This is a genomic window from Glutamicibacter sp. TV12E, assembly GCF_052441935.1.
In the GTDB taxonomy this organism is placed as follows: Bacteria; Actinomycetota; Actinomycetes; order Actinomycetales; family Micrococcaceae; genus Glutamicibacter.
The window spans coordinates 385044-409867 of sequence record NZ_JBQVVF010000001.1 but is presented as its reverse complement, the minus strand read 5'-3'; the positions used below and the strand labels follow the sequence as shown (position 1 = coordinate 409867).

At 60.9% G+C, this 24824-nt stretch carries 17 protein-coding genes; 11 read left to right on the top strand and 6 right to left on the bottom strand.

The annotated features are described in order from the left end of the window. Positions 1-160 precede the first annotated feature (160 nt). From ACT7DV_RS01890 to ACT7DV_RS01875, 4 genes are read left to right on the top strand one after another with little or no spacing between them, the layout of a single operon-like run. Positions 161-685, top strand: a complete 525-nt coding sequence (locus ACT7DV_RS01890) for a WhiB family transcriptional regulator (protein ID WP_075972560.1) — start codon at positions 161-163, stop codon at positions 683-685. After that, on the top strand, positions 631-4161 hold the full coding sequence (locus ACT7DV_RS01885; RefSeq protein ID WP_444660653.1) for a glycosyltransferase: 3531 nt from the start codon (positions 631-633) through the stop codon (positions 4159-4161). Before ACT7DV_RS01890 ends, ACT7DV_RS01885 begins: the two co-directional genes overlap by 55 nt. Next, positions 4161-6764: a DUF5719 family protein gene (locus ACT7DV_RS01880; RefSeq protein ID WP_444660652.1), complete on the top strand. Its 2604-nt coding sequence runs from the start codon at positions 4161-4163 to the stop codon at positions 6762-6764. Before ACT7DV_RS01885 ends, ACT7DV_RS01880 begins: the two co-directional genes overlap by 1 nt. A gap of 25 nt (positions 6765-6789) precedes the next feature. Then, positions 6790-7719 (top strand): COX15/CtaA family protein, encoded by a 930-nt coding sequence (locus ACT7DV_RS01875; protein ID WP_444660651.1) that lies wholly within the window; start codon positions 6790-6792, stop codon positions 7717-7719. On the opposite strand, the gene ACT7DV_RS01870 is transcribed toward ACT7DV_RS01875, so the two are convergent. Further along, positions 7710-8171 (bottom strand): metallopeptidase family protein, encoded by a 462-nt coding sequence (locus ACT7DV_RS01870; RefSeq protein WP_444660650.1) that lies wholly within the window; start codon positions 8169-8171, stop codon positions 7710-7712. The two genes, ACT7DV_RS01875 and ACT7DV_RS01870, sit on opposite strands and share 10 nt — an antisense overlap. A 100-nt stretch (positions 8172-8271) precedes the next feature. On the opposite strand from ACT7DV_RS01870, the gene ACT7DV_RS01865 reads away from it, so the two are divergent. Next, a complete protein-coding gene (locus tag ACT7DV_RS01865; protein WP_444660649.1) occupies positions 8272-8658 on the top strand; it encodes a DUF3499 domain-containing protein in 387 nt (128 codons plus the stop codon). Positions 8659-8839: 181 nt separating this feature from the next. Continuing rightward, entirely contained in the window at positions 8840-10300 is a 1461-nt protein-coding gene (locus ACT7DV_RS01860; RefSeq protein ID WP_444660648.1) for a TIGR01906 family membrane protein, read from the top strand. Positions 10301-10364: 64 nt separating this feature from the next. Here the strand turns inward: ACT7DV_RS01860 and ACT7DV_RS01855 are convergent, their stop codons facing one another. After that, positions 10365-12206, bottom strand: a complete 1842-nt coding sequence (locus ACT7DV_RS01855) for an AMP-dependent synthetase/ligase (protein WP_444660647.1) — start codon at positions 12204-12206, stop codon at positions 10365-10367. A gap of 78 nt (positions 12207-12284) precedes the next feature. Then, positions 12285-13895, bottom strand: a complete 1611-nt coding sequence (locus ACT7DV_RS01850) for a dolichyl-phosphate-mannose--protein mannosyltransferase (RefSeq protein ID WP_444660646.1) — start codon at positions 13893-13895, stop codon at positions 12285-12287. 68 nt (positions 13896-13963) lie between these two features. Between ACT7DV_RS01850 and rsmI the strand changes: the two genes are divergently transcribed. After that, positions 13964-14824 (top strand): 16S rRNA (cytidine(1402)-2'-O)-methyltransferase, encoded by an 861-nt coding sequence (gene rsmI / locus ACT7DV_RS01845; RefSeq protein ID WP_444660645.1) that lies wholly within the window; start codon positions 13964-13966, stop codon positions 14822-14824. Between the two features lie 136 nt (positions 14825-14960). Further along, positions 14961-16448, top strand: a complete 1488-nt coding sequence (locus ACT7DV_RS01840) for an NAD-dependent succinate-semialdehyde dehydrogenase (RefSeq protein WP_444660644.1) — start codon at positions 14961-14963, stop codon at positions 16446-16448. A gap of 72 nt (positions 16449-16520) precedes the next feature. On the opposite strand, the gene ACT7DV_RS01835 is transcribed toward ACT7DV_RS01840, so the two are convergent. The 3 genes from ACT7DV_RS01835 to ACT7DV_RS01825 form a co-directional block, all read right to left on the bottom strand. Continuing rightward, positions 16521-18947 (bottom strand): transglutaminase TgpA family protein, encoded by a 2427-nt coding sequence (locus tag ACT7DV_RS01835; protein ID WP_444660643.1) that lies wholly within the window; start codon positions 18945-18947, stop codon positions 16521-16523. Beyond that, positions 18947-20185 (bottom strand): DUF58 domain-containing protein, encoded by a 1239-nt coding sequence (locus ACT7DV_RS01830; protein WP_444660642.1) that lies wholly within the window; start codon positions 20183-20185, stop codon positions 18947-18949. The genes ACT7DV_RS01835 and ACT7DV_RS01830 overlap by 1 nt, the downstream gene beginning before the upstream one ends. A 94-nt stretch (positions 20186-20279) precedes the next feature. After that, positions 20280-21242, bottom strand: a complete 963-nt coding sequence (locus ACT7DV_RS01825; RefSeq protein ID WP_444660641.1) for an AAA family ATPase — start codon at positions 21240-21242, stop codon at positions 20280-20282. A gap of 209 nt (positions 21243-21451) precedes the next feature. Here ACT7DV_RS01825 and ACT7DV_RS01820 point away from each other — a divergent pair, with 209 nt between their 5' ends. From ACT7DV_RS01820 to rsmA, 3 genes are all read left to right on the top strand, one after another. Next, complete coding sequence (locus tag ACT7DV_RS01820; protein WP_444660640.1) at positions 21452-22411, top strand: TatD family hydrolase; 960 nt, start codon at positions 21452-21454, stop codon at positions 22409-22411. 261 nt (positions 22412-22672) lie between these two features. Then, positions 22673-23839 carry a transglycosylase family protein gene (locus ACT7DV_RS01815; protein ID WP_444660639.1) on the top strand — a complete coding sequence of 389 codons (1167 nt, stop codon included), beginning with the start codon at positions 22673-22675 and terminating at the stop codon, positions 23837-23839. Positions 23840-23939: 100 nt separating this feature from the next. Then, positions 23940-24824, top strand: coding sequence for a 16S rRNA (adenine(1518)-N(6)/adenine(1519)-N(6))-dimethyltransferase RsmA (gene rsmA, locus ACT7DV_RS01810; RefSeq protein WP_060700882.1), 885 nt, complete (start codon positions 23940-23942; stop codon positions 24822-24824).

The following is a 24824-nucleotide window of genomic DNA, read 5'->3' as shown; positions in this document are numbered from 1 at the left end:
ACCTCCCCACTTGACTCTAGCGGAGTTACACGGATGTAATTAGAGTGTGAGTCCGGCAGGATTCATCACATTCTCTAGATTGATGGAATAAATGCTGCCGGATGGGTAGGGACCATAGATGGCCCAATCCACTCAAACCAATCGAAAGGTCAACATCACCATGGCGAATCTGGAGCAGGGGTACTCCGAATTTTCGACCTCGGCTGTTGCGTCCGCTCAGTACGGGCTCGAAGACGCACCGTCTGACTGGTTTGTCGACCCTCAAGCCGGTGAGTCCGCACGTGTTGCAGTAGCAGCCGATCTGGAGACCGCGGCCGACAACTATCTTAAAGAGCACGACGCGGAACTGGATGCTGAAGAAATTCCTTCAGTTGGTTCGTGGGCGCCGGAGCTCGATGAGGACGATGAAGTACGCGACACCATCAAGGCAGTATGGCTCGGTGTTGGCGGCGAAGTTGATGAAGGCGAACTGGGCTGGCAGGCCCGCGCGCTGTGCGCGCAAACTGACCCTGAAGCGTTTTTCCCTGAAAAGGGCGGCTCGACTCGCGACGCGAAACGTGTCTGCGGCGCATGTGTTGTCCGTTCTGAATGTCTAGAATATGCCTTGAGCAATGATGAGCGCTTCGGCATATGGGGAGGGCTCTCAGAGCGCGAACGTCGCCGTCTACGGAAACGAGCAATCTAATTCGTCCGCCAATTCACGTCACCGCCATCGTTGCCTCGCACGATGGCGCTGACTTTTTACCACGCACTTTAGCCGCGCTGCGCAACCAGTCCCGGCCTATTGAACGATTTGTCGGAGTCGATGCTTCTTCCTCCGATGCTTCCCTGCAGGTACTCCAAGCTAATCTCCCTTCCAATGCAGCCCTGCTGGTAGCCGAGGAAGGGTCCTTGGGCCTGTCTCTGGAAGTGGCCGTTTCACAACTGCCAGAAGCTCGGCAAGACCGTGACGAATGGCTTTGGATCATCCACGATGACTCCATGCCGGCGCCCGATGCACTTGAACACCTGACTCGTGCCGTTGAAGCATCCGAGTCCGTGTCCATCGCCGGATGCAAGTTGTTGGATATCGACAACCCCCGGCACTTGGCCGAAGTTGGCCTGAGCGTCGACCGCAAGGCCCAGCGGCTGACCATGATCGATATCGACGAAGTCGATCAAGGGCAGTACGACGGCCGCAGCGATTACTTTGCCGTTTCCTCGGCAGGCATGTTCATCCGGCGCGAAGTATTCGAGGACCTCGGCGGATTTGATCCTGCCATTCCGGGCCGTGGCGACGACGTGGATTTGTGCTGGCGAAACCGCCTGGCCGGACACCGCGTAGTAGTGGTTCCGACAGCAAAGATGTACCACCAGGTCGAGGTTGTCGACACCCTGGCTGGACCGCGCGAAGCGAAGCGTTCAGAAGTTTTCCAGCGCTTGAAGTTCGCCTCGCCGCTGGCATTGCCGTTCTTGTGGGTCGGCCTGCTCCTTGGAGGCATTGGCCACTTCTTGCTGGCCTTGCTCGCCAAGGATCCTGGCCATGGATTCAGCCACCTCGGTGCAGTCCTGCGTGGCCTGTTTACTCCAGGCAAGCTGGCGGCCTCGCGCCGCAACGTCGCACAGATTCGCCAGATCCCGCGCCGGCAGGTGCGCAAGCTGATGACCTCGGCGGCCCAAGTTCGCGAATACCGCCGCAACCTGAATACCGGTCGCGACGACACTGAAGTTTATGGCGACGGCAGCGGCGCCGACGCCATGGTTGAGCCAAGCGGCGACAACTTCTCGGACTTCGTCCGCATCGCCCGTCCGCCGCGCACCACCGCGGTGCTCTCCTTGATCCTTGCCCTGTTGCTTTCGGCAGCTGCCTCGCTGATTGCCTGGCGCAATGTGCTCGGAGCTTCGGCCCTCTCCGGCGGCGCCTTGCGCCCGTTCTCGCAGAGCACCGAGGAAATCGGTGCCAATGCGCTGTCGTGGTGGCAAAGCATCTCTACTGGTGCGGGCGCGCCGCCAGATAATTCGGACGTGCTGTTCTGGCTCTTCTCGCTGGTCACTTTTGGCCACGCGAATCAAGCATCGCCCTACCTGTTCCTCGCCGCCATGCCGCTTGCCGCGCTGGCCGCCTGGTGGGGGATCGGCGCGGTGAGCCGTTCGCGCGCCGTGCGATTCTTCGCCGCTCTTATTTGGGCGTTCCTTCCTTCGCTGGCCTCGTCCTTGGCCTCGGGCCGAATTGGCTCAGCCATGGTGCACATCCTTATTCCGGTCTTTGTGCTGGCCGTCTTGCGTTCTGTCAACGCTCAGGTAGCCGTTGAAGGCGCCAAGCCCAAAACCCCCAATCAGCAGTCCGTATCCGCATGGACCGCATCAGCGTCGGCTGCCTTGCTGCTCTGGGCGATTTCCGCCGGCTCAATGGCATTCTTCCTGACCGCAACCGTGCTGGTCTACGCGCTGGCTCTCTCCTCGCTGCGCCGAGCTCGCAGCCTGTGGTGGATCCCGTTGCCAGCTGTGGTATGGAACCTTCCGCTGCTGGTTGCCGCACTGGGCGACCCGCGCCTGTTGTTCACCGAGCCCGGTGCTGCTACAGCGTTTTCGCCTGCGTCGCCGTGGCAGATGCTGCTGGGCTTCCCGGAAGCATTTAACCCGGCCGTAGGCCTGGTGGGCTGGGACATCCTGCCCGCCGGTCCATGGGCGCTCGTGGCGGCCCTGCTGGTCGGCGCCCCGGTCATTTTCATGGCCGTTTTTGGCACGCTGAGCTCTGCATTCAGCGTCAATGCCGTCATGCGCCGGAACTCGCGGCGACTGCTGTGGGGCGCCGTGATCGCTGTGGCCGCTGGATGGGCTGTCGGCTTCGTCCCGGTCACCATGGATTCGCACACTGCGGTCACCGCCTACACCGGTCCGTTTGTTTCCTTTGCGGTTTTCGCGTTGATCGCAGCCGCCGCGAACGCTTTGGCCGCATTGCGGCACGAGGACAAGCCGCGCGCTGTCCGCGCAGGCGCACCCCGCCTGGCCTTGGCCTTGACAGCTGCGCTCAGCGTGGTGGCCGTACTGGCCTCCGGCTCGGTGCTCCTGGCGACTCAGCTGAATCCAGCAGCCGCATCGGAATCCATGGCCAAGCTGGTGAACACCCAGCAGGTTGGCTCCTCGCAGCCGCGCACCTTGCCGGCTACAGCAGCGGATGCGGGTCGTTCGGAATTCCAGGAGCGCACCCTGGTGCTCAGTCCGCGGTCTTCCGGCGAAATCGATAGCCAGCTGGTCTCCGGTTCCGGAGAAACTCTCGATAGCATCAGCCGCTATTCGCAGGTCAAGCAGCTTCGGGGAAGCATACTGGATCCAGAACGCAACGAAAGCTCCATTACCGCATCGGTGCAGAGCAAAGCAGTAGCCATGCTGCTCTCCGAATCGGCACTGGATTCCCGCAAGTCCCTGCGTGAATTGGGCATCGGCTACATCGTGTTGAACGAAACCGGCGAATCGGTTCCAGCAACCGTACGCGCCCTTGACTCGGCTACCGGATTGGCCTCCGTGGGACAAACCGACAGCGGATGGCTCTGGCGTGTGGACTATGGAACCTCAGCTGACGCCGAAGGCACCGGCTTTGCCCGCATCGTCGGTGAGGACGGCGCGGTCACCGTGCTTCCTGCCAACCGCGGCAAGATCAGCAAGGTGCAGATCCCGGCTTCTGATTCGGAGCGCACCCTGGTTCTGGCAACGGCAGCCGATCCGAAACTGCGGGCAAGCATCAACGGCGAGCAACTGCGCTCCGTGGCTTACCCGGAGGATTCGGAGACACGCTGGGCACAAGCCTTCGAGATTCCTGCAGGTGGCGGCGAACTGTCGCTGTCGCACAAGGAAGCCATGGCAATGCCTTTCTTGATTTTGGCTTGCGTCGTCCTGCTGATTACCGTGTTGTTGGCCATTCCGGTGCCAAGCTCGCGGCGTTTCGCGAACTACCGCAATAGCGAGTACCGGTTCCGCGAACCCCGTGCGGAGGACGAAGCACTGGCTGACGCCTCTGAGGTTCTCGCCGCGGCCGAAGTGCACAGTCCCCCTGCGGCCACTGGCATGCTTCCACAGAGCCGACGCGAAGCCCGTGAACGGGCCAGCGAGATCCGAGACAACTTGACCCCGAAGCTCAACGACCGGATTTCGGGCGATGACGCCGAGCAGGAGAAGAAGTAGTGAGCGACGAGAAGAACGTGAACTCAGCGGATTCTGCTGACAAGCCGGCCGAACAGGTACCCGCGCCAAAGCCAGCGGCCAGCTCCCAAGGCGCGGCAGGATCCCAGGAACAGATATCCGCGGCGCTCTCGCGTGCCGAGCAAAAAGCTGCCAAGGCCAAAGCCAAGGTTGACGCCAAGCTCGAGAAAGCACGAGCCAGGGAAGCGCAACTGCGTGCCAAGGCCGACGCCAAGAATGCGGCCAAAGAACAGAAGTCCCTGGAAGCTGAGCAGGAATCAGCCGCCAAGGCCGAGGCAAAGGCCCAGAAGAAGAACACATCCGCAGCATCTGCCAAACCTGAGACCGCGCCGGCACCGGCAGTTGAGCCAGCCACTGCTGACTCGGCAAAAACCGGCCAGTCCGAGCAGGGCAGCAAGGCCGTAGCCGAAGAGAAATCCGAGCCATCGGGCAACAGCCAGCCAAACGCCACCACGGCAGCGGCCGGTGCACCCGAAGCCAAGCCGGAAGCAAAAGACCAGACGGCCCAATCCGCCCAGCAAAATTCTGCTGGCGCGCATCCGGCCCATAAGAGCACCGATCCAGCAGCACCGGCTGCGCCAGCGGCGGCTCACGAGCCCAAGGCCGCCCATAAGGCCGAGCCCGAACAGGATGCGGCGCCGGAGAAGCAAAATCCGGCGGAAAGCAGCAAGGACGCGGCCGGCAACAGCCCGTCTGCAAAAGCTGCAGCAGGGGCATCGGCCGCCACCGGTGCTGCCGCAGACACTGGAACGGCAGCAGCTTCGGCTTCGCCATCGACGGAGGCTGCTTCGAAGGAACCTGCGCCAGTAGCCCAGGAACCGGAAAACGCCAAGGCGGCCAAGCGCCGCCGCAAGCTGGAAAAGATTCGCGCCGCAGAGGCGGCTAAGGAAGAGCAGGCTCAACAAGCCCAGGCCACCGAAGCTGGCATTGCCAGCGAATCCGCAGCCGGCAGCGTGAATGCACGCCGCAAAAAGCTGGACAAGGCGCGAGCTGCTGCCAGCAAGGATGCTGCCACCGCATCCACCCGCAAGAAAACTGGTGCAGTGCTGTTGAGCCTGGCCGCTGTGCTTGCCGCCAGCGCTGCAGTGGGCGCAGGATCCCTGGTTGCCCCGAAGGCTGCCGAAAAGACCCTGCCGGCCGCGGTGACCAACCTGCCAGCCGGCGATGCCAGCAGCGTCTGCGCGCCCACCCCGAAATTACTGAAGGGCGTTGACGGTACAGATCCGCAATTTGCCGCGGGAGGAAAGGAAATCTCCAGCAACCTGCGCAGCATTGCCGTCTCCGACTTGGCAAAGCGCATCCCGGGATCATCCTTCGCCAAACTTGACGGAACCTCGGAACGGCCACTGACCGAGCGCATCGCAGAAGCCCAGGCGCTTGAAGCCCGCGGATCGGATGATGATGGCCAGACCGGGCGCACCAGCAAGGTCTCGACCGTCAATGGCGTCGACGACGCCCAGATGTACTCGCTGCAGCCGTTGGGCGGCCTGGCCTCTGAAGGCAGCGCCCTGCGCAGCTACCAGGCCAAGGACGGCGACCTGGCGGGCTTGGCGACGGGCACCTGCCAGGCGCCGGCATCAACCTGGAGGTTCACCGGCCTGCAAACCAGCACTGGGTCCACCAGCGTGATGAACCTGGCCAATCCAACGCATACCACGGCCCAGGTTTCCTTGCGCCTGCGCGGGCCCGAAGGCCTGATCGACACCCCGACCCTGCAGAGCATCGTGTTGGCGCCAGGGGAGAGCCGCGCTCTTGTTCTTGGCGGCTACGCCCAGGATATGGACTCGGTCTCTGCCGAGGTCACCAGCCTTGGCGGCAAGATCACCGCTTCGGTGCAGCAGGCTGCCCTGCGTGGGCTGACCCCATCGGGTGTCGACCTCGTGGCAGCCAACGCCTCGGCCTCGAACACCCAGGTGATTCCGGGTGTTTGGATTGATGAGAAATCAAATTCCGATGCGCTGAGCAAGGACGATGGCACTTTGGTTCCGCAACTGCACGTCTCGGCCACGGGTTCTTCCGGAGCCGGTTACAAGGTCAAGGTTCTCGGCAAGGACGGCGAAGTAGCTGCCAGCTTCGATGACAACCTTGCCGTATCCTCCAATGCCACCGACGTGCAGAGCCTGAAGCAGCTCGCGAGCGGCTATTACACCATTGTGGTTGAATCGGACGCTCCGGTGACCGCAGCGGTGCGCATGGTCCGCGGCAGCGATCCGAAGGATTCCTCGGATACCGCATGGGCCGCCAGTTCCAACGTGTTGGCCGGGACCCAGGCCATGCCGCTCTCTGCCAATGGAGCTGGAAAATTCGCTTTGGCCGCTGTTGATTCCGACTCCACCGTTGAAGCCACCGTGGTGAGCAAAAATGGCAAGCTGAACAAGGGCAAGAAGCTGGCGATCAACGCTGGCTCAAGCATAGTTTTCGACCCGAGAACCGTTGCGGATGACGCGCAGGCTGTGATTTTCTCAACTGACGCGAACACGTATATTGGTCAGCTGACCCTGGGTTCTGAACGTTCTATTGCCTGGGCTGCCATGCCCCAGGCCAATGCCGGTCGCGACGGCATCGTGGTGAATATCGGCGGGTAGCCTCCCGCCACCAAGGAATAGTTTTATGGTTACCCCCTTCGGCTGGCTCGCCAGCCGAATCTCACTGGAGCGCCGCAGCTTGCGCGCGGCCAGCCTGACCGCAATGATCGCCGCCATCCTGATCATCGTTGGCGGCGGTGTCGTGCGCGTGACCGGTTCGGGCTTGGGCTGTCCCGACTGGCCGGCCTGCACCGACGGGTCATTGGCACCCACGGCGCAGATGGGCATTCATGCGACCATCGAATTCGCCAACCGGTTGCTCACCACGGTGCTCTGCGCTGCGGTGGGATGGGTGATCATTGCCGCTCGTCTGCAGCGCGAACCGGTGCCAGCCATTACCCGCTGGGCTTGGGTGCAGTTTTGGCTCGTGGTGCTCAACGCCGTGATCGGCGGGGTCACGGTGTGGGTGAAGCTCAATCCCTTCATGGTGGCAGGGCATTTCCTGGCTGCTACATTGCTGCTCACGGCCGCGGCCATCACCTGGGACAAGACGCAGAACCTGATAGCCGGGGAACATCCGGCCAGCACCGGCAAGCTCAAGGCCCTTGGCACCATCATGCTTGCAGCCAACGCCGTATTGGTCATCGCAGGCACCGCCGTAACCGGCTCCGGACCGCACGCCGGGGACTCGGCCGATGTGCCGCGCATGGGCTTTGACTGGCTGGGCATCACTGTTTTCCACGCCTTGGTGGCGGTGCTGGCCTTGGCAACGGTGGTGGTCATGTGGCGCACGGCGAATCAGCAACAAATAGCCAGCGTGTCCCGCAAGGCGAAAATGTATGTGCTGGTCTTCGCCGGGCAGGGCCTGATCGGCATCGTCCAGGCGCTCACGCACCTTCCCGAGCTACTGGTGGTCTGCCACCTGGTCGGTTCTGCGCTGGTCTGGATTGGCGCGATACGCCTGCTGCTGGCCAGCCATGCACCGCAGCGCAGCGCCGCCGCGGCTCACTCGTAATCAGGGTCGTCGGGGAAATACGACGGGTCAATCTCGCTGATTGGCTTGACCCACAGCTGGGACACCTCGTGGACCACGCATTGATGGACCAGGTCCAGCAACTCGCCAGGGCTGTCGGCAATTTGCTCGATGGGCAGGCGGAAAATGATGATTTTTGCCCGCTCGCTGGCGGTGGCCGCCACGGAGGACGCCAGCGGGATCCGGTCGCCAACGGCCTGGGCCTGGTTGATGAGATTGTCGCTGGGAACCGGCTCGATCAAGAAGTCGATAAGCTCAATCTTCTGCGGCCAGCGCTCGGAAAGCCGCTGGGCACTGGCCATCACTGCGTCATCGAACCGCTCCTGCCTGCCTCGGTAGGCAGGAAGATGCATTGGCAGCAACGGCCCGCGGCGCCCCCGGCCGTGGCGATTGCGCCGCGGCCCGCTGGGCTGATTCGGCACCTTGGAGTTCATCATCCCAGCCTATCGCCCTGGATGGCCTCTGGCCGCGCATCGGCCCGTAAACACCGCTAGATCCCCGGTTAGCGCCAATGGCACGAGTAGAATGGGAACCGTGGAAGGTCTTCGTCTTTGTTCTCGCCCAGCTTGCCGTGAAGCAGCTCGTGCAACCCTCACCTACGTATACGCGGATTCAACTGCTGTACTGGGTCCGCTAGCGACCTATCCGGAGCCGCACTGCTACGACCTGTGCGCGCGGCACGCCAATCGCCTGACCGTTCCCAGCGGCTGGAACCTGATTCGCGGAGCCATGCCGGATGTGCTGGAGCCCGAAGACGAACTGAACGCGCTGGTGGATGCGGTGCGCGACAAGCAGCCGGCGGCCCGCGAGCCGCGGCACGCCTCAACGTCCCCGGTGGACTCGGTGCGCGCTCGCGAAAACCGCGGCCAGCGCTTTGACTCTCGTGTGCGCTTGGCTGTTTTGCCGGATAAGGAACAGTAAGTTCCGTTCGAAGAACTTTTCCCAGCACTTCGTGCTTGTGTCTTAGCCGAAACATGTTTTAGGTGTGGTAATCCGTCGCAAGAGCCTTTCGGGTGGATATGCTGAAGGCGCGTGAGCCCTCAGCGGCTTGCCAATTACCCCAAAACATCACACCATCGCGCGAATTGCAGGAGGTCTGCTCATGGCTGAGGCGGCGAAAAACCCTTCCGGAGGGCAAGGAAATGCGGGCCAGCCCGCATCGGCTGGCCCGGAAGGCGCGCCAAGTCCAAAGGCATCCCTGAGCCAAAAGGCCGAGGAGCTGGCAGCGCGTTTGGAAGCCCACAAGAACCAGGCGCAGGCTGAAGCGGCCAAGGAAACCGTTGCACGGGAAGCTGCCCGCAAGGAAGCAGTTCGCTTGGCCATGTCAGGCAAATCCGAGACTCCTGCGCAGCCCGAAGCCAACAAGCCTGCAGCCCAGAAAGCAGAGCCTGCCAAGCCAGCCGCGGCCCCGCCGGCGCAGAAGCCTGCCGCAACCAAGCCAACAGCTCCTGCCGCCGCGAAAAAGCCGGCGGAGGGGAAAGCCGTGGCTGCTAAAAGCGCTCCAGCCAAGCCCGCAGTGTCGAAGCCAGCGGCCAAGCCGCAGGCCAAAGAGCCAGTTGAAGACGTGATTCGCGCTATCAAGCTTCCCCATGAACTTGAGGCCGAAAAGAAGACTGAGAGCCAGCCGGCGGCACCGGCAACGAGCGTGCAGCTTCAGGCAGAGGAACCGGCCACGAGCACCGCCCAGCAGGTTCCACCCGTTTCGGTCGCTCCGAAAACTGGATCGCTGCCCACCACGAAAGCCGCTGTGGCACAGGCCCGCAATCGCGTCTTCGGCAGCTACGAGCCGGAGCCAGAACCTTCGGAGGCGGCCGTCAAGCGCCGTGTCGCCCGCGAACGCGCCTTGAACTCCAAACCGCCCCTGGGCCGCACCGCGCAGGTGATAGTAGCCCTGGTCTTCCCGCTGCTGACCCTGATCGCTGCCATCCGCCTGATCGCCACCCCGGCCTTCTTGGCGCTGTCCTACGCACGCCCCGGATTCCCAAGCGACAGCTTCGGATTCACCGAGGCCGAACGCCTGACCTACGGCAGCTACGGCGTGGACTACCTGAACAACTTTGCCGGACGAGAGTATCTGGCCGGGCTCAAGCTCTCCACGGGTTCGAGCATGTTCACCGAAGGCGAGGTGCAGCATATGGTCGATGTGAAGCACCTGATTGGCTTCGCCTACGTGCTTGGCGTGGTCTTGGCAATCATCCTGGTCATCGGCGTCTGGTACCTCGCCAAGCGCTATGCCGGCGGTGTGCGCAGGGCCCTGTTCTCCGGTGCCATCGTGACCCTGGCAATGATTGCGGTGCTCGCTGTGGCAGCGCTGATGGGGTGGGAAACCTTCTTCACCCAGTTCCACGCGCTGTTCTTCTCCGAAGGAACTTGGACCTTCAGCGTCAGGGACACCCTCATCCGCCTGTACCCCGAGCAATTCTGGGTTGATAGCGCCATTGGCATTGCCGCCCTGGTGCTGGCAACTGTTCTCGCGGTTCTGGTCAGCTGCTGGCCGACCGGACGCCGCCGCGAGTCCTCCCGGCTGCGCCAGGAAGCCCGCGCCTTCGGCATCGGCAACTAGGCACAAGCGCAGCAAACTGATTCAGGCGCCGCATCTGCGGCGCCTGAACTGTTTAACTGGCTTCCTACTTGGAGTAGAACTCCTGGATCCGGTCATCAAACTGGTCGAGGACGCTCTGCCGCTTGAGTTTCAGCGAGCTGGTCAGGTGGCCTGAGGCCTCGGTGAATTCCGCATCGAGGACCAGGAACTTTCGAATCGATTCGGCCTTGGACACCGTCAGGTTCGCAGTGTCCACATATTGCTGGATTTCGGCAATGACCTCGGGATGAACTGCCGCTTGCGCAAGGGACAATTCGCCCAGCCCCTTGGCTTTGCCCCACAGGACGAGTTCCTCATGATCCAAGGTCACCAAGGCTGAAATAAACGGACGCTGTTCGCCGGCCAGGACGCACTGGGCCACAATGCGCCCGGCACGAACCATCTCCTCCAAGGGGCCGGGGGAGACGTTTTTGCCGCCGGCCGTGACAATCAGTTCCTTCTTGCGCCCGGTGACCTTCAAGTACCCGGCCTCATCCAGGATGCCGGTATCACCGGTCTTGAAGTAGCCGCCAGCGTCGAAGGCTTCCGCGGTGGCCTGGGGATTGTTGTGGTAGCCGGAGAAGACGCCGATGCCCTTGACCAGGATCTCGCCATCGTCTGCGATCCTGACGCTGGTTCCGGGGATGGGACGCCCCACCGTGCCTACGCGGGTATGCGAGGCCTGGTTCACGGTGGCCGGCGCGGTGGTCTCGGTCAATCCGTAGCCTTCCACCAGCTGGATGCCGGCGCCCCGGAAGAAATGCGCCAGATCCTGGTTGAGCGCGCTGGCCCCCGAAATTGCGTAGCCGCATTCGCCGCCAAAAATGCCGCGCAGTTTTGGATAGAGCACCTTGTTGAACAGCGCATGCCGAGCACGCAGGCCCAGGGGCAGGCGTGCCTTGAGGCCCCGAGCACGCGCATCGCGGATCTTGGAAACGTCGATGGCAGTCTGCTCGGCCTTCAAGAACAGGCCGGCCTTGCCGCTGCTCTCAGCTGTTGCCAGCGCGGTGGTGCGAATCTTCTCGAAGACGCGTGGAACGGCCAACAGGAAGCCGGGCTTCACGGCTGCCATGTCCTGGACCAGATTAGCCATGGAACTTGAATGGGCGATGATGGAGCCGCCGTGGATGCAGGTCTGCTGGACGGCGCGGGCGAGCACGTGGGCCAGCGGCAGGAACATCAGGGTGCGTCGCTGGTCGCCGAGAACTTCGCGCATGTGCCCGGCCAGGTTGTGGGCGACCATGGCGAAATTGGCGTGGGTCATATTGCAGCCCTTGGGGCGGCCGGTCGTGCCCGAGGTGTACACCATGGTGGCTACGTCTTCGAGCTTCATGGATGAGCGGCGGGACTCGATGGCCTGCTCATTGACTTCGCCAGGCTCCACGAGCAGCCGGTGCAATCCTGCTGAAGGTATCAGCGCCTTGTCGGACTGGTCCGAACCCTCGAAAATGTGGATGCGGATCTCGTCGCCCAGCTGCGCGGCGGCCTGCCGCACATTGGCCCGCAGCGCGTGGTCTTCGGCGAAGACGACGCGGGCGCCTGAATCGCGGAGGATCCATTCGATCTGAAATGGGCTGGAGGTCTCGTAGATGGGAACCGAGACGCCGCCGGCAAACCAGATGGCCTCTTCCGCCAGCGCCCACTCGTAGCGCGTTCTCGAGACGATCGCGACCTTGTCGCCTGGCTGAAGCCCATCATTGATCAAGGTGGTTGCCAGGCGCTTCACATCGGCGAGGAAATCTCCCGCGCTCACATCGCGCCAAGAGCCCTCGCGCTGCACGCTGAACAACGGCTGGTCCGAACCGCGGGCGACGCGGTCGAGGAGAAGATTCGTCGTATTAACTTCTGGTGCTAATTCAGTAAGCAGCTCGACGGTTACTTCGTGCATGGAAGCTGAACCCTTCGGGAATCGATAATCGTCAACGTGGCCTGGTTCATGGCATCAAGCGCCGATCTGCCCCGGTGCCTAGCCCCAGCTGGGGATCCACACGTGCAGGCGCCAGAGCTCATCTGCAATCATTTCCCCAGACCAAATCGACCAGAAGAAGGCTGATGTGACCAGGAATAACGCAATAACCAGGGTGACCACGATAATGCGTGAGCGGTACACGAGTCCGGAATTCGGCTCACGCGGAATGAACCTGCCAATCATATACGTCAATGAAAGGATCATGAACGGAACCAGCGGCAGGGTGTAGAAGAAGAACATCGTGCGTTCCGGGTACATCAGCCATGGCAGGAAACCGGCCACGGCCGAGGAAAGAATGGCCCCGGCACGCCAGTCGCGGGCTCCGATCCACCACAGGATCAATAGGAACATGCTGATCGAGCAGGCCCACCACAGCAGCGGATTGGGCAGATCGGTGATGACTTCGGTGCAGCGCTTCAGATCGCAACCGTTGACGCCCTGGTCGTAGCCTTCGAAGTAGAACAGCACCGGGCGGCCAGCGAAAGGCCACGTCCATGGCGAGGATTGCCATCCGTGTTCTGAACTGAGTCCCGTGTGGAATTCGTAGCCAGCCTGGTGGTAGTGCCAGAGCGAGCGCAGCGGAGCGGGCAACCAGCTGACGCCGTCGCCGGGATTCTCTTCAGCCCATTGCCGGTAGCGCCCGCCGGCAGTGATCAGCCAACCAGTCCACGTGGACAGGTAGGTGAGCAGCGCGAGCGGGATCATCGTGAAGAACGAGTAGATGCCGTCGCGGGTGAAAGCGGCACGCTGCCAGTGATGAATGCCTGCGGTGCGACGCGCGGCGAAGTCCCACAGCACGGCCATGATGCAGGAAACAGCCACAAAGGACAGCGCTGACCACTTGATGCCGACCGCCCCGCCGAGCATGACCGCCGCAACCAGGCGCCACGGGCGCCACCACAGCATCGGCCCGTACCCCAGAAGGAATTCATCGGGCCTGTTGCCCCGGGGAACACTGAGTTTTCGAGCCAGTTGGGTCCGCCCGTGGATTCGATCCTTGAGCAACGCGTAAAACGCGGCCAGGACGAAGAACATGAGGAAGATATCCAGAAGCGCGGTGCGTGACATCACGATGGAATGGCCGTCGATGGCCATCAACAGTCCGGCGATCCCAGCCAGGGTATGGGAACCGAAGAGCAGCCGGGCGCAGAGGGTGACCAGCAGCACCGAAAGGGTGCCGAACAGCGCCGTGCTGAAACGCCAACCGAAGCCGTTGAAATCGCCAAAGAGCAGCATTCCAAAGCCGATGAGCCATTTGCCCAGTGGCGGATGGACCACGAAGGAAGAATCCGTGGTGAGCTGGGGATCCCCGGCTATGAATTGCGCGTCGCTGTCATCGGCCCATTCACGTTCATAGCCGCTCTGCAACAGTGAAAACGCGTCTTTGACATAGTAGGTTTCGTCAAAGATCAACACGTGCGGATGAGCAAGGTTGATGAAACGCAGCAAACCGGCAAGCAACGTCACCGCCAGCGGAATGATCCACAGCAGCGGTCCGCTGAGCGCTTCCGTGGGGAGGAGCCGCTGTTTCAGGCTCTCGAAAGTGAAGGCCTGCCGCGTTGAACGGACGTGGCCAATAATCGCGGAGTTAGGAGTCGAGATGCCCATCACCAGATCATGCTACCGGCGTGAAGGGAGGAATGTGGGCTTTTCGTACTTCGCGTAGGCTTAAGAATGTGCAGATCTCAGAGAATGAGGGCGTAATCGTCCTCGGCGCTACGCCAATTGGCAATTTATCCGATGCTTCCCCGCGGTTGCGGGAAATGATGGCGACCGCGGATATCATCGCCGCGGAGGACACGAGAAACTTCCACCACCTCGCCCATGCGCTGGGAATCAAGATCACCGCCAAGGTGATGAGCCTTCATGAGCACAACGAAGCCCACAAGCTTTCTGAAGTCATCGCCTTGGCCGCCCAGGGGGCAACAATCCTGGTGGTCTCCGACGCGGGAATGCCAGCTGTTTCGGATCCGGGCTACCCGCTGGTGGCGGCCGCGCTCAGCGCAGGCATTCGCGTCACCGCCGTGCCTGGCCCTTCAGCCGTATTAACCGCGCTCTCGCTTTCGGGCCTGCCGACTGGGCGCTTCACCTTCGAAGGGTTCTTGCCACGCAAGGCAGGGGAGCGGCGCAAAAGGCTGGAATCATTGCTGGCCGAAGAACGCACCATGGTCTTCTTTGAAGCGCCGCATCGCCTGGGCGATTTCCTGGAGGCAGCAGTCGAAGCCTTTGGGGAAAACCGCCAGGCAGCCGTGGCCCGGGAATTGACCAAAAAATTTGAGGAAGTCCGTCGTGACTCGCTCGGTGCCTTGAAGCAGTGGTCCGAGGATGGTGTGCGTGGCGAAATCGTCGTGGTGATCCACGGCGCTGAAGAAGCCGAACCGGCCACGATTGTAGAGTTGTTGCCCAAGGTTGCGGTACTCGTGGAACAGGGCACTCGAATGAAACAAGCCGTGGCTGAAGTTGCCGAGAAATTTGGCGTGAAGAAACGCGATCTTTATGAGGCTGTCCTGGCCGAACGTCACGATGCGGATAAATAGCTGAATTCCCATAGGCTGATTGCACAATGAATCTGCGCTTTTATAGTGCACAGGGCGATTTACAGTTCACTTGTGCCGAGAATAGCGTAGGCATCAACGACGATTAGTTTCATTTATAGTTTCAGGAGATGCGCGTATGTCGATCACTGCCCAGCGCGAAGCAGAACTGCTTGCAAAGGTTCCAACCGGTCTTTTGATCAATGGCGAATGGCGCGATGCCTCGGACGGCGGCACCTTCGACGTGCTGGATCCAGCCACAGGAGAAAAGCTGCTGACCCTTGCCAGCGCCACGAGCGAAGATGCCATGGCCGCTTTGGACGCAGCGGATGCCGTGCAGGCCGAATGGGCCTTGACGGCACCACGCGAACGGGCTGAGATTCTGCGCCGCGCCTTCGATCTGGTCACCGAGCGCAAGGATGACTTCGCCCTGCTGATGAGCCTGGAAATGGGCAAGCCACTAGCCGAGGCCTACGGCGAAGTGACCTACGGTGCCGAATTCCTGCGCTGGTTCTCCGAAGAAACCGTGCGCCACTACGGCCGCTACGTGACCACCCCCGAGGGCAAGAACAAGGTTCTGGTCCACCACAAGCCGGTGGGCCCATGCCTGCTGATCACCCCGTGGAACTTCCCATTGGCCATGGCCACCCGCAAGGTCGGCCCAGCAGTTGCTGCAGGTTGCACCATGGTGCTCAAGCCAGCCAAGCTGACCCCGCTGACTTCCCAGCTGTTCGCTGCCACGATGATGGAAGCTGGCCTTCCGGCAGGCGTGCTGAACGTTGTTTCCGGTGCCTCGGCTTCGAAGATCTCCGGCCCATTGATGCAGGACGACCGCCTGCGCAAGGTCTCCTTCACCGGTTCGACCCCAGTGGGCAAGCAGCTGATGAAGGACGCCGCCGACAAGGTGCTGCGCACTTCGATGGAACTGGGCGGCAACGCGCCGTTCATCGTTTTCGAAGATGCCGACGTGGATGCCGCAGTCGAGGGCGCCATGGCTGCCAAGATGCGCAACATGGGCGAAGCTTGCACCGCAGCCAACCGCTTCCTGGTCCACGTTGATGTTGCCGAAGAGTTCACCACAAAGTTCGCCGAAGCGATGAAGGCACTGAAGCCAGGCCGTGGCACCGAAGCAGGCACCACCGTGGGACCACTGGTGGAGGAAAAGGCTCGCGACGAAGTGCACGCACTGGTCGAGGATGCAGTCAGCGCTGGCGCAACTGCTGTTACCGGTGGCGCACCGGTCGAGGGCCCAGGCTACTTCTACCAGCCAACCGTTCTGGCCAACGTAGCCAACGACGCGAAGATCCTGACCCAGGAGATCTTCGGCCCGGTTGCTCCAGTGACCACGTTCACTTCCGAGGAAGAGGCCATCAAGCTGGCCAACTCCACCGAGTACGGCCTGGCCTCCTACATCTACTCGCAGGACTTCAACCGCATGTTCCGCGTTTCGGAGCAGATCGAGTTCGGCCTGGTTGGCTTCAACGCCGGCGTTATCTCCAACGCAGCAGCACCATTTGGTGGCGTGAAGCAGTCCGGTTTGGGCCGTGAAGGCGGCGCTGAAGGATTGGGCGAATACACCACCGTGCAGTACATCGGCATCGCCGATCCATACGCTGCAAAGAAGTAGACCAACGCATCTAATGATGCGTCGCAGATAATTGATGCCCGGCCACTTGGCCGGGCATCAACTGTCTGCAGGCTATTTTCTGGCACCTTCTGCCGTGGCTCTTTTTCCTGGCGTTGAACGCAACGAGCGCGGGAAAAGGAAACTGAGGATCCGGCGTCCTGCGGGCAGTTCCCCGCGAAGCTGGCTTTGAACCTCGTGCAATGCGTCCAACAGTTCAGGCGCATCATCTGCAGGTACATGCCGACCTGCGTAGAAGCTCTGCTCAATGGCGGCCTGGAGCAATTGCAGTGGCTTGGCGAGCCGCGGGTGGTCATCGGCCAGGCGCACGAGATAGTCGCCCACTGATTCATGGACGCCTGCTTCAACTCCCGCATCCATTCCAACACTGAGCAGTTCGGCCCACAATGCTTGTGCCGCATCAGGGGCGCCGGAACGGACCAGGGCCAGGCGCTTTTGCCGAGTGCGTTGCCGGCGCCAAGGACCAACGCATAATCCGGCAGCCGCCAACAAGATAGCCAAGGGCGCCAACCAGATGGCGGTATTGCCATCACGTGAAGAAGAACCCGTCGTCGCCTGAGGCGTTGGATCGGGAGACTCGGAACGAGGCGGAGTGCTGCGCGACGTGGGGACCTCAGGCGCCGTACTCTCTTGAGGCGCTGCGGTACTGGTTGGTTCCGGCGCATAGGTTGGCGTGTAGCCTCGGCCCGGAGTCGGTTCGAAAGGCACCCAGCCCAGCCCGTCAAGATACAACTCCGGCCAGGCATGAGCCTGCTGCCCGCTGACCTCATAGCCCTTGAGCTCGGTGCCCGGCTCCAGCAAGCTGGCGAGCGAGGTTGCAGCATCAGAATTATCAACCGTGATGGTTTCGCCGGTGGCCACGCCAGGGGCGTAGCCCACGGCAATTCGCGAGGGGATCCCGGCCTCACGCGCCAGCAGAGCCATGGCCGATGCGAAGTGCACGCAATACCCCTGGCGACGGTTCAGGAAAGCTTTGACTACCTCAGCGTTGGCACCGTCGTAGCCTTCCCGCAAAGGAGTGCGCTCGGAGTAAACGAAGTTCCCGGAGCGGAAGTAATCCTGGAGGGCCACTGCTTTTTCCAAATTGGTCCTCGGCGTGCTTCCCTTATCGTAGGCTTCCTCCAGCGCCTGTTCGAGCATCGGCTGCAGGGCGTTGTCCGAGTCCTGGGGGAGTTGCGTGTAGTCCGACGATATGAAATCGTTCGTGCCAATGCGCCGCTGATCGAGGTACTCAACCATCTCCGGGGTGATATTCAATGGCGCATAGGCCACGGTAATATCGCCAGTCGCGCCAAGCGCATCACCGCTAAGCCGAGCTACCGAGGTTTCAAGGGTCCATTGCCAATCTCCCTGGATTCCACTGACCAGATTACTGCGGTCGGGCAACGGCAATAGCGGATTCCTATTGCCCCTCGGCCAAGTCATCTGCACAATTTCCTCGGAGCTGGATAATAGCGAAAAATTATTGTTGACCGCCACGTCGCCCGAATAATCGGTATGGAACAGGTCCTCGGTCGGTTCCCAGCGTTCATTGGTCAGTTCCTTGATGACCTGGGTGCGCAAATAAGGCGCCTTCGAGGCGCTGGTGTAATAGGTCAAGAACGGATCTGACCCATTGGAGCGGAGATCCCGTCCGAGATTGATCAGCGGGTCAACATTGTTGGCCAGCAGGTCCCCGGACGGGCGTTGCCCCTCGGGGAACATGCCGGTGCGGAACCCCGGCATCCACAGGCTCGCGGCAATCAACGATCCAACGCAGGCCAGAGCGGTGATGCCAAAAATTCCCAAGGTCTTCGGGTCGAGGAGCTTGCGCCTGCCCGTGCGAGGCGAAGACTTGGCGAAGGCGTGGGGCACCAAGGCAGCGTACGCCAATATCCCTAAGACCATAAGCGACAGGTAGCCAATCCCGGCGCCTTGCTGCTTGAACAGCGAAGCAACAATCGGGGCGAAAGACAGCGGGATGATCACCAGCAAGGCAGTGCGGCGGAAACTGGCCAGCAGTTCCACCACAAGGCTCACGCCCAGTGACAGAACCAAAATGCCGAAGTCTACATGGATGGAGCTGGCTACCGGCGGGACTTGCGTGGCCAATTGGAGTCCTGCTTCGGACAGCGAAGAGCGGAACCATTGCAAGGCAGGAAATCCATAGGAATTTGCGGTCATGACGTCGTGGCGCATGATGGCAGCGACGGCGATGAGGACCGCAGCCGGGATGGCCAGCCAGCGAACGACGCGTACGCTCCGGATCGCCCCGCAAGCCAGATGCAGGGCAATGTTCGGCAGGACGAGGTAGGGGAACCACGAGGTACCCTCAACGACACCGGTGAGCGACGCCATTCCGGCCAAGACGGCTAAAGCCAGGCACAATGAAGCCAAGATGCGGGGGAGCACATTCTCAACTGCCGGAGCTTGCTCCAGCATGAGGCTCTTTTGTTCTTCTGTTTCGCGAGGCGATGGGGCGCCAGCCAACTGTGAGGTCATTATCCGCCCCACATCTCAGCCGCGCCCATGGTTCCTGGGAGCAGATGAACTTTCCACCCGGTGCCGGCGAGCTCTTGTTGCACGGAATCGTATCGTTCCGGATGCGCTACGAGAATAAAGACTTCGGCAAGGCGTACCGTGCGGGCCAGAGTGGCAAGCCATCGAGCCTGTGCAACGGTGAGTTCGCCAAAAATCATGATGACTGGTTCGTCTCGGAATCCCAGCAGCTCTTTATGCAATCCATCGCCGAATAGCTCTGAGGCGTCGGTATCGAGGCCGCTGGCGTCGAGGGCCAACTCGGCCGTGGCAGCGTGGAATGAGTCAAAGTTTGAGTCAGCGGCGGCCTCCGACGTTGCTTGCCGATGCTGGCTGGTCAGCGGCGCTCCACTGAGATCGCGGAAAGACAGCTGGTAGCCACCGGTCGAATAGCGCAACCCGATGCCGCTGGCCAGGGACAAAGCTGTTTCAAAACGGCGGCTACTTGGCAAGTCTTCGTTCGACCCGCCGGGGATGGACAGTCGAAGATCCACTCCGCTGTGGCACCAATGCTCAAGTTTTGTGTCCAGGATCAGGAGCGCTTGAGCGGTGGCGACATGATTCTCCTGCCGAACCATGAGCTTGCCTTGCCGGGCGCTGGCCTTCCAGTGGACCTGCCGGATCGAATCACCTTGCTGATAGTCGCGAATGGCAACGTCGTAGTAATCGGCGGTGGTGCTGCGTGAATGCCGTGCATCGCCGGTGAGCATCTGCTCTCCAAGGGAAGCCAAGCGGTGCAGATCCATGAGTTCCGAGCGGACCGGGACCTCCAGGGTTTCGCCGGTGTTGACCATTCCCCGGACCAATCCCAACGTGTCAGAGACGATTTGCTGTGCCGGGCCCAGCTGATGGTTGCCGCGCCTGCCAAAGATCAATTCATATTCGAGTTCGCCAGGGGTGTCGAGCATCGGGCCGCGCCCGAAACCTTCTGGAAGCTGTTCCTGGATGGTTGCCGGTTCCAGACAATGCAATTGCACTTTGCATACTTCGCCAGCACTGGGAGCCGCGGATAGCACCTGTCGCTGGATTCGCGTGCGCCCTCGCAGGCCCAGCGCGAGGGCCCAACTAATGCCGGCCAGCACTACGAGGCTGATGCCCACTGCCATCAATTCATGGCGTCCGAACATGAAGGCGAGGAATACCAGGAAGATTCCTGAGCCGAGCACGCACCATCCGCGCACGGTGAACAGGTCCAGCCGCAACCTACGCAGTATTGCAGGTGTCGAATTTTCTGAACGAACCCACGACAATGCATTACGGGAGTCGAAACGAGGTATCTTCTCCATGCGATGCCAGCTAGCTGACTGGGGTGCTGGAGAGCAGTTCTTGAATGAGGTCCTGGACTTCCACCCCATCAGCGATAGCGCGTCGAGTAAGGATCAGCCGATGGTTCAGCACCATTTGCGCCACGCTTCGCACATCTTCCGGGAGCACGTGGTCGCGGCCGTTAACGGCGGCATGTGCCTTGGCGGCTCGAACCCATTGGATCAGGGCACGCGGTGAAGCCCCTAGCTCAACCTGCGGATGGTTTCGCGATGCTCGGCCCAAATCCACGACATAGGAGCTTAATCTTGCGGTGACGGTGATGGAGCTGACCTGTTCGATCATTTGCCGCAGGTCTGCAAGCTGCAACACCGAGGCCAGGGTTTCCAGCGGCTCATGATGGTGATGGCCGGCAATCATGGATATTTCGGCTTCGCGTTGCGGATAGCCCAAAGAGATCCGTCCCATGAAGCGATCGCGTTGCGCCTCGGGCAGCGCGAAGGTTCCTTCAGAGTCCACGGGGTTCTGGGTAGCAATAACCATAAAAGGCTGTTCCAGGCTGTGGGTGATGGAATCTACGGTGACCTGGGATTCCTCCATGCATTCAAGCAACGCGGATTGCGTTTTGGCATTGGCGCGGTTGATCTCATCGGCAATGACGATATTGGCGAAAATGGGGCCGGGGTGAAAAGTGAATTCGTGAGTCTGCGGCGAATATACTGAAACGCCGGTGACGTCACTGGGCAGCAGGTCCGGGGTGAACTGGATGCGATGCACAGATCCATTCACGCTTTTGGCCAGCGACTTAGCCAGCATGGTCTTGCCAACGCCTGGAACGTCTTCCAGCAACAAATGTCCTTGCGCCAGCAGTACCGTTAGCGCGCTGATGACGGCCTCGGGTTTTCCGGTGATCACGCTCTGCACAGCGTCGAAAATTCGTTGGCAATTCGTTTGGAACGTTGAATCCAGCGATGGCATCGTCGGGTTCGCACTCATTCGAAGTTCCTCCTGCGCAATGGGTCAGCCGCGAGACACTTCGCATCCTGAGACATTCAATAGACTCTTGCTCACCATCATATGGGCATCTTTTGTCCAACAACAGAGGCTAATCTGGCCCGGGGCGCAGGGCGGTTGGGGTTAAAGTACCGGGTGATGACACAATAAAATGAGCAATGGGCTGTAGTAATTAAGTGCAAAGGATCAGCGTGTCAAAGAAGAAGTCGGACACCGACGTTAACCGGGTACCGGAGGCCTACCGTCCCAGCGAGGCTGAGGAATCTGCAGGGCCAGAAGGCCGCGCGCGCAAGACTCACAATGAACAGGGCGGCAGCAAGCGAAACTTGCACTATCCCGAAGCGCCTGAAGCCCTTCCAATCGCGGTGGTCGACAACCATACCCATTTGGACTTTCTTGACGGCACGGTCAACGTTTCTGCGCGCGATGCCTTGGCAGCTGCTGAAGCAGTCGGAGTAAAAGGTCTGATCCAGGTGGGCTGTGATGTGCCATCCTCCGAATATGCCGTGCAGGTTGCCAATGAATACGCCAGCATCCTGGCCGCTGTGGCTATCCACCCGAATGACGCCGCGCGGCTAGCCGAGGCCGGGGAACTCGGAAGCGCCCTTGAGCGCATTGAAGAGCTGGCTTCAGACCCTCGGGTGCGAGCGCTGGGGGAGACCGGGCTTGATTACTTCCGCACGGGTGAAGACGGACGGGATGCCCAGGAGCATTCATTCCGCGAACATCTGCGCATTGCTGTTGAGCTCGGCAAGGCTGTCCAGATCCATGATCGTGACGCGCATGATGACGTTGTGCGTATTCTCAAGAGCTCCCAGCTGCCGCCGAAAGTCGTGTTCCATTGCTTCTCCGGGGATGAGCGATTGGCAAAGATCTGCAATGACAATGGCTGGTACATGTCATTCTCAGGAACGGTCACGTTCAAGAATTCCCATGATTTGCGAGCTGCCTTGAATCTGGCCGATCCGCAATTGCTGCTGGTGGAGACCGATGCTCCGTTCTTGACTCCTCATCCATTCCGCGGACGCCCCAATGCCAGTTACATGATTCCCTATACGACTAGGTTCATGGCGGAAACCAAGGGTGTTGAGCTCGCTGAATTCTGCGCCCGAATCGATGCGAATACCCGAGAAGTGTACGGAGAATTCTAGACTCGCTGGCTGTGCCTCTCGTTACAGGACACTTGCCATGAATATAACAATTCGGTTACGGTGGATGAGATGTTTGAGGTCCTTCCTGCCCTTTGCGGGGCAGCGACAGGCCTCGGCAGCCTGATCCTCGCACCTCGCTGCGTCCGGGAAAGACGGCATAAGTCAGATTGATAAGCAGGCAGCGGGTGCTGCTGGGCTCAACGCGAATTCCTGGAATAGAATTCAGGGTTTGAGCCAATAAACGATGAGGATCTCACTACTGTGACTCACTTGCTCAAGAAAAGCTGGGTTAAATACCTGGCTCAGGCGCTCGCCGTGGCCGTGGTTATCGCCGGCGCCGTGTTCTATGTTGCTGGCCAGAAGTCGGTAGTGATCTCCGTCGATGGAGAAGCCCAGGAAGTCACCACCCGCGCTGCCACCGTCAGCGCGCTGCTGGATCAGCAGGAAATCTCGCTGGACGAGCGCGATGAGATCTCCGCTTCTTTGGATTCGAACCTTTCGGATGACCAGAAGATCGATATCAAGCGCAACAAGTCTGTTGAGGTGACGGTTGACGGCGCCGAGCGCGTGGTCCACACCACCGGCATGACCGTGGCAGATGTTGTCAAGCAGCTCGACCTTGAAAAAGGCTCCGAGGTGTCCCTCGATGAGGATATGCAATTGAGCGCTTTGAGCGACGAGCTTGAAGTAATCACGCCCAAGGAACTCACCTTGATTGTGGACGACAAGAAAAAGACCGTCGCCACCACCGCTTCGACCGTCAAGGAACTGCTCGCCGAGCAGGACGTCAAAGTTGATGACAATGATGAAATCAACGTCAAGGTTGACGACGAGACCGACAAGAACGTCAAGGACAGCACCGGTATCAAGGCCGGCGTAGAAGTTGAAGTTATCGAGGTCAACGTCAAGACCTGGGACGAAACCCGCGACATCGACTTCGATGTCGAGAAGGTCAACGACAAGTCCCTGGACAAGGGCGAAACTAAGGTCAAGACCGAGGGCAAGAAGGGCGAACGCGAACTCACCCTGCGCCAGGAAACCCGCAACGGCGAGAAGGGCGAGGAAGAAGTCCTCAAGTCCAAGGTCACCAAGCAGCCAGTCGCCGAAGTTATCCGCGTGGGCACCAAGGAAGAGAAGAAGGAAGAATCCTCTTCGAAGCCTTCGACCAGCACCGGCAACATCTCCGCAACCTGGAAGGCACTGGCAAAGTGCGAATCCGGTGGCAACTGGTCGATCAACTCCGGTAACGGCTACTACGGCGGACTGCAGTTCTCTGCCTCCTCCTGGCGAGCAGTCGGCGGCACCAAGTACGCGCCATTGCCGCACCAGGCCAGCCCGCAAGAACAGATCGCCGCAGCCGAGGTGCTGCGAGCCTCCGGCGGCTGGGGCCACTGGCCGGCCTGCTCGTCCAAGCTGGGCCTGCGCTAAAAGCCGAAGATCTACAACAACGCGACGCGTCCACCATCACGGTGGACGCGTCGCGTTGTTATGTTTGGATCAATCTGGCTGAACTAGAATTGGATTTGTGATGTCTAAGGAATCTTTGCCGCTGCTTGGGGCCACCGAAATCCGTCGTCTGGCCGAAGAGCTGGGAATCCGCCCTACCAAGACGTTGGGGCAGAACTTTGTGATTGATGGGAACACCATCCGCCGCATTGTCGCCGCCGCCAATGTCGACCCCGCCGAGACCGTGCTGGAGGTTGGTCCGGGTCTCGGTTCGCTGACCCTTGGCATCATGGATGCAGCGGCCAAAGTTGTTGCCGTGGAAATCGATCCGCCGCTGGCCCAGCGCCTGCCGCAGACCATGGCCGAGTTCCGGCCCGGGCGCGAAGAAGACCTCACCGTCATCCTCAGCGACGCCATGAAGGTCACCGAATTACCAGGCAATCCGACATCGCTGGTGGCAAACCTTCCTTACAACGTTGCGGTGCCAGTCGTCTTGCACCTGTTGGAGCACTTCCCGTCCATCCGCAACGGCCTGGTGATGGTCCAAGACGAAGTCGCCGACCGCATGAGCGCCACCCCGGGCAACAAGATCTACGGCATCCCGTCGGTCAAGGGCGCCTGGTATGGCACCATGCGCAAAGCCGGGGTCATCGGCATGAACGTCTTCTGGCCAGCGCCGAAGATCCATTCCGGTCTGGTGTCCTTCACCCGCGACAAGGACCGCAGCGACGCTCCGGATCGCAAAGAAGTTTTCGCCATCGTTGACGCCGCTTTTGCCCAGCGCCGCAAAACCCTGCGCGCAGCGCTCTCAGGTTGGGCTGGCTCCGGCGTCCGCGCCGAAAAGATCCTGGTGGCTGCAGGCATCGACCCGAAGGAACGCGGCGAGAAGCTGGATATCGAGCAGTACATCGACATCGCCCGCGCAGCGCAGGGCGTGCCGGCTGAACCGTCGGCCAGCGAGGCCTAG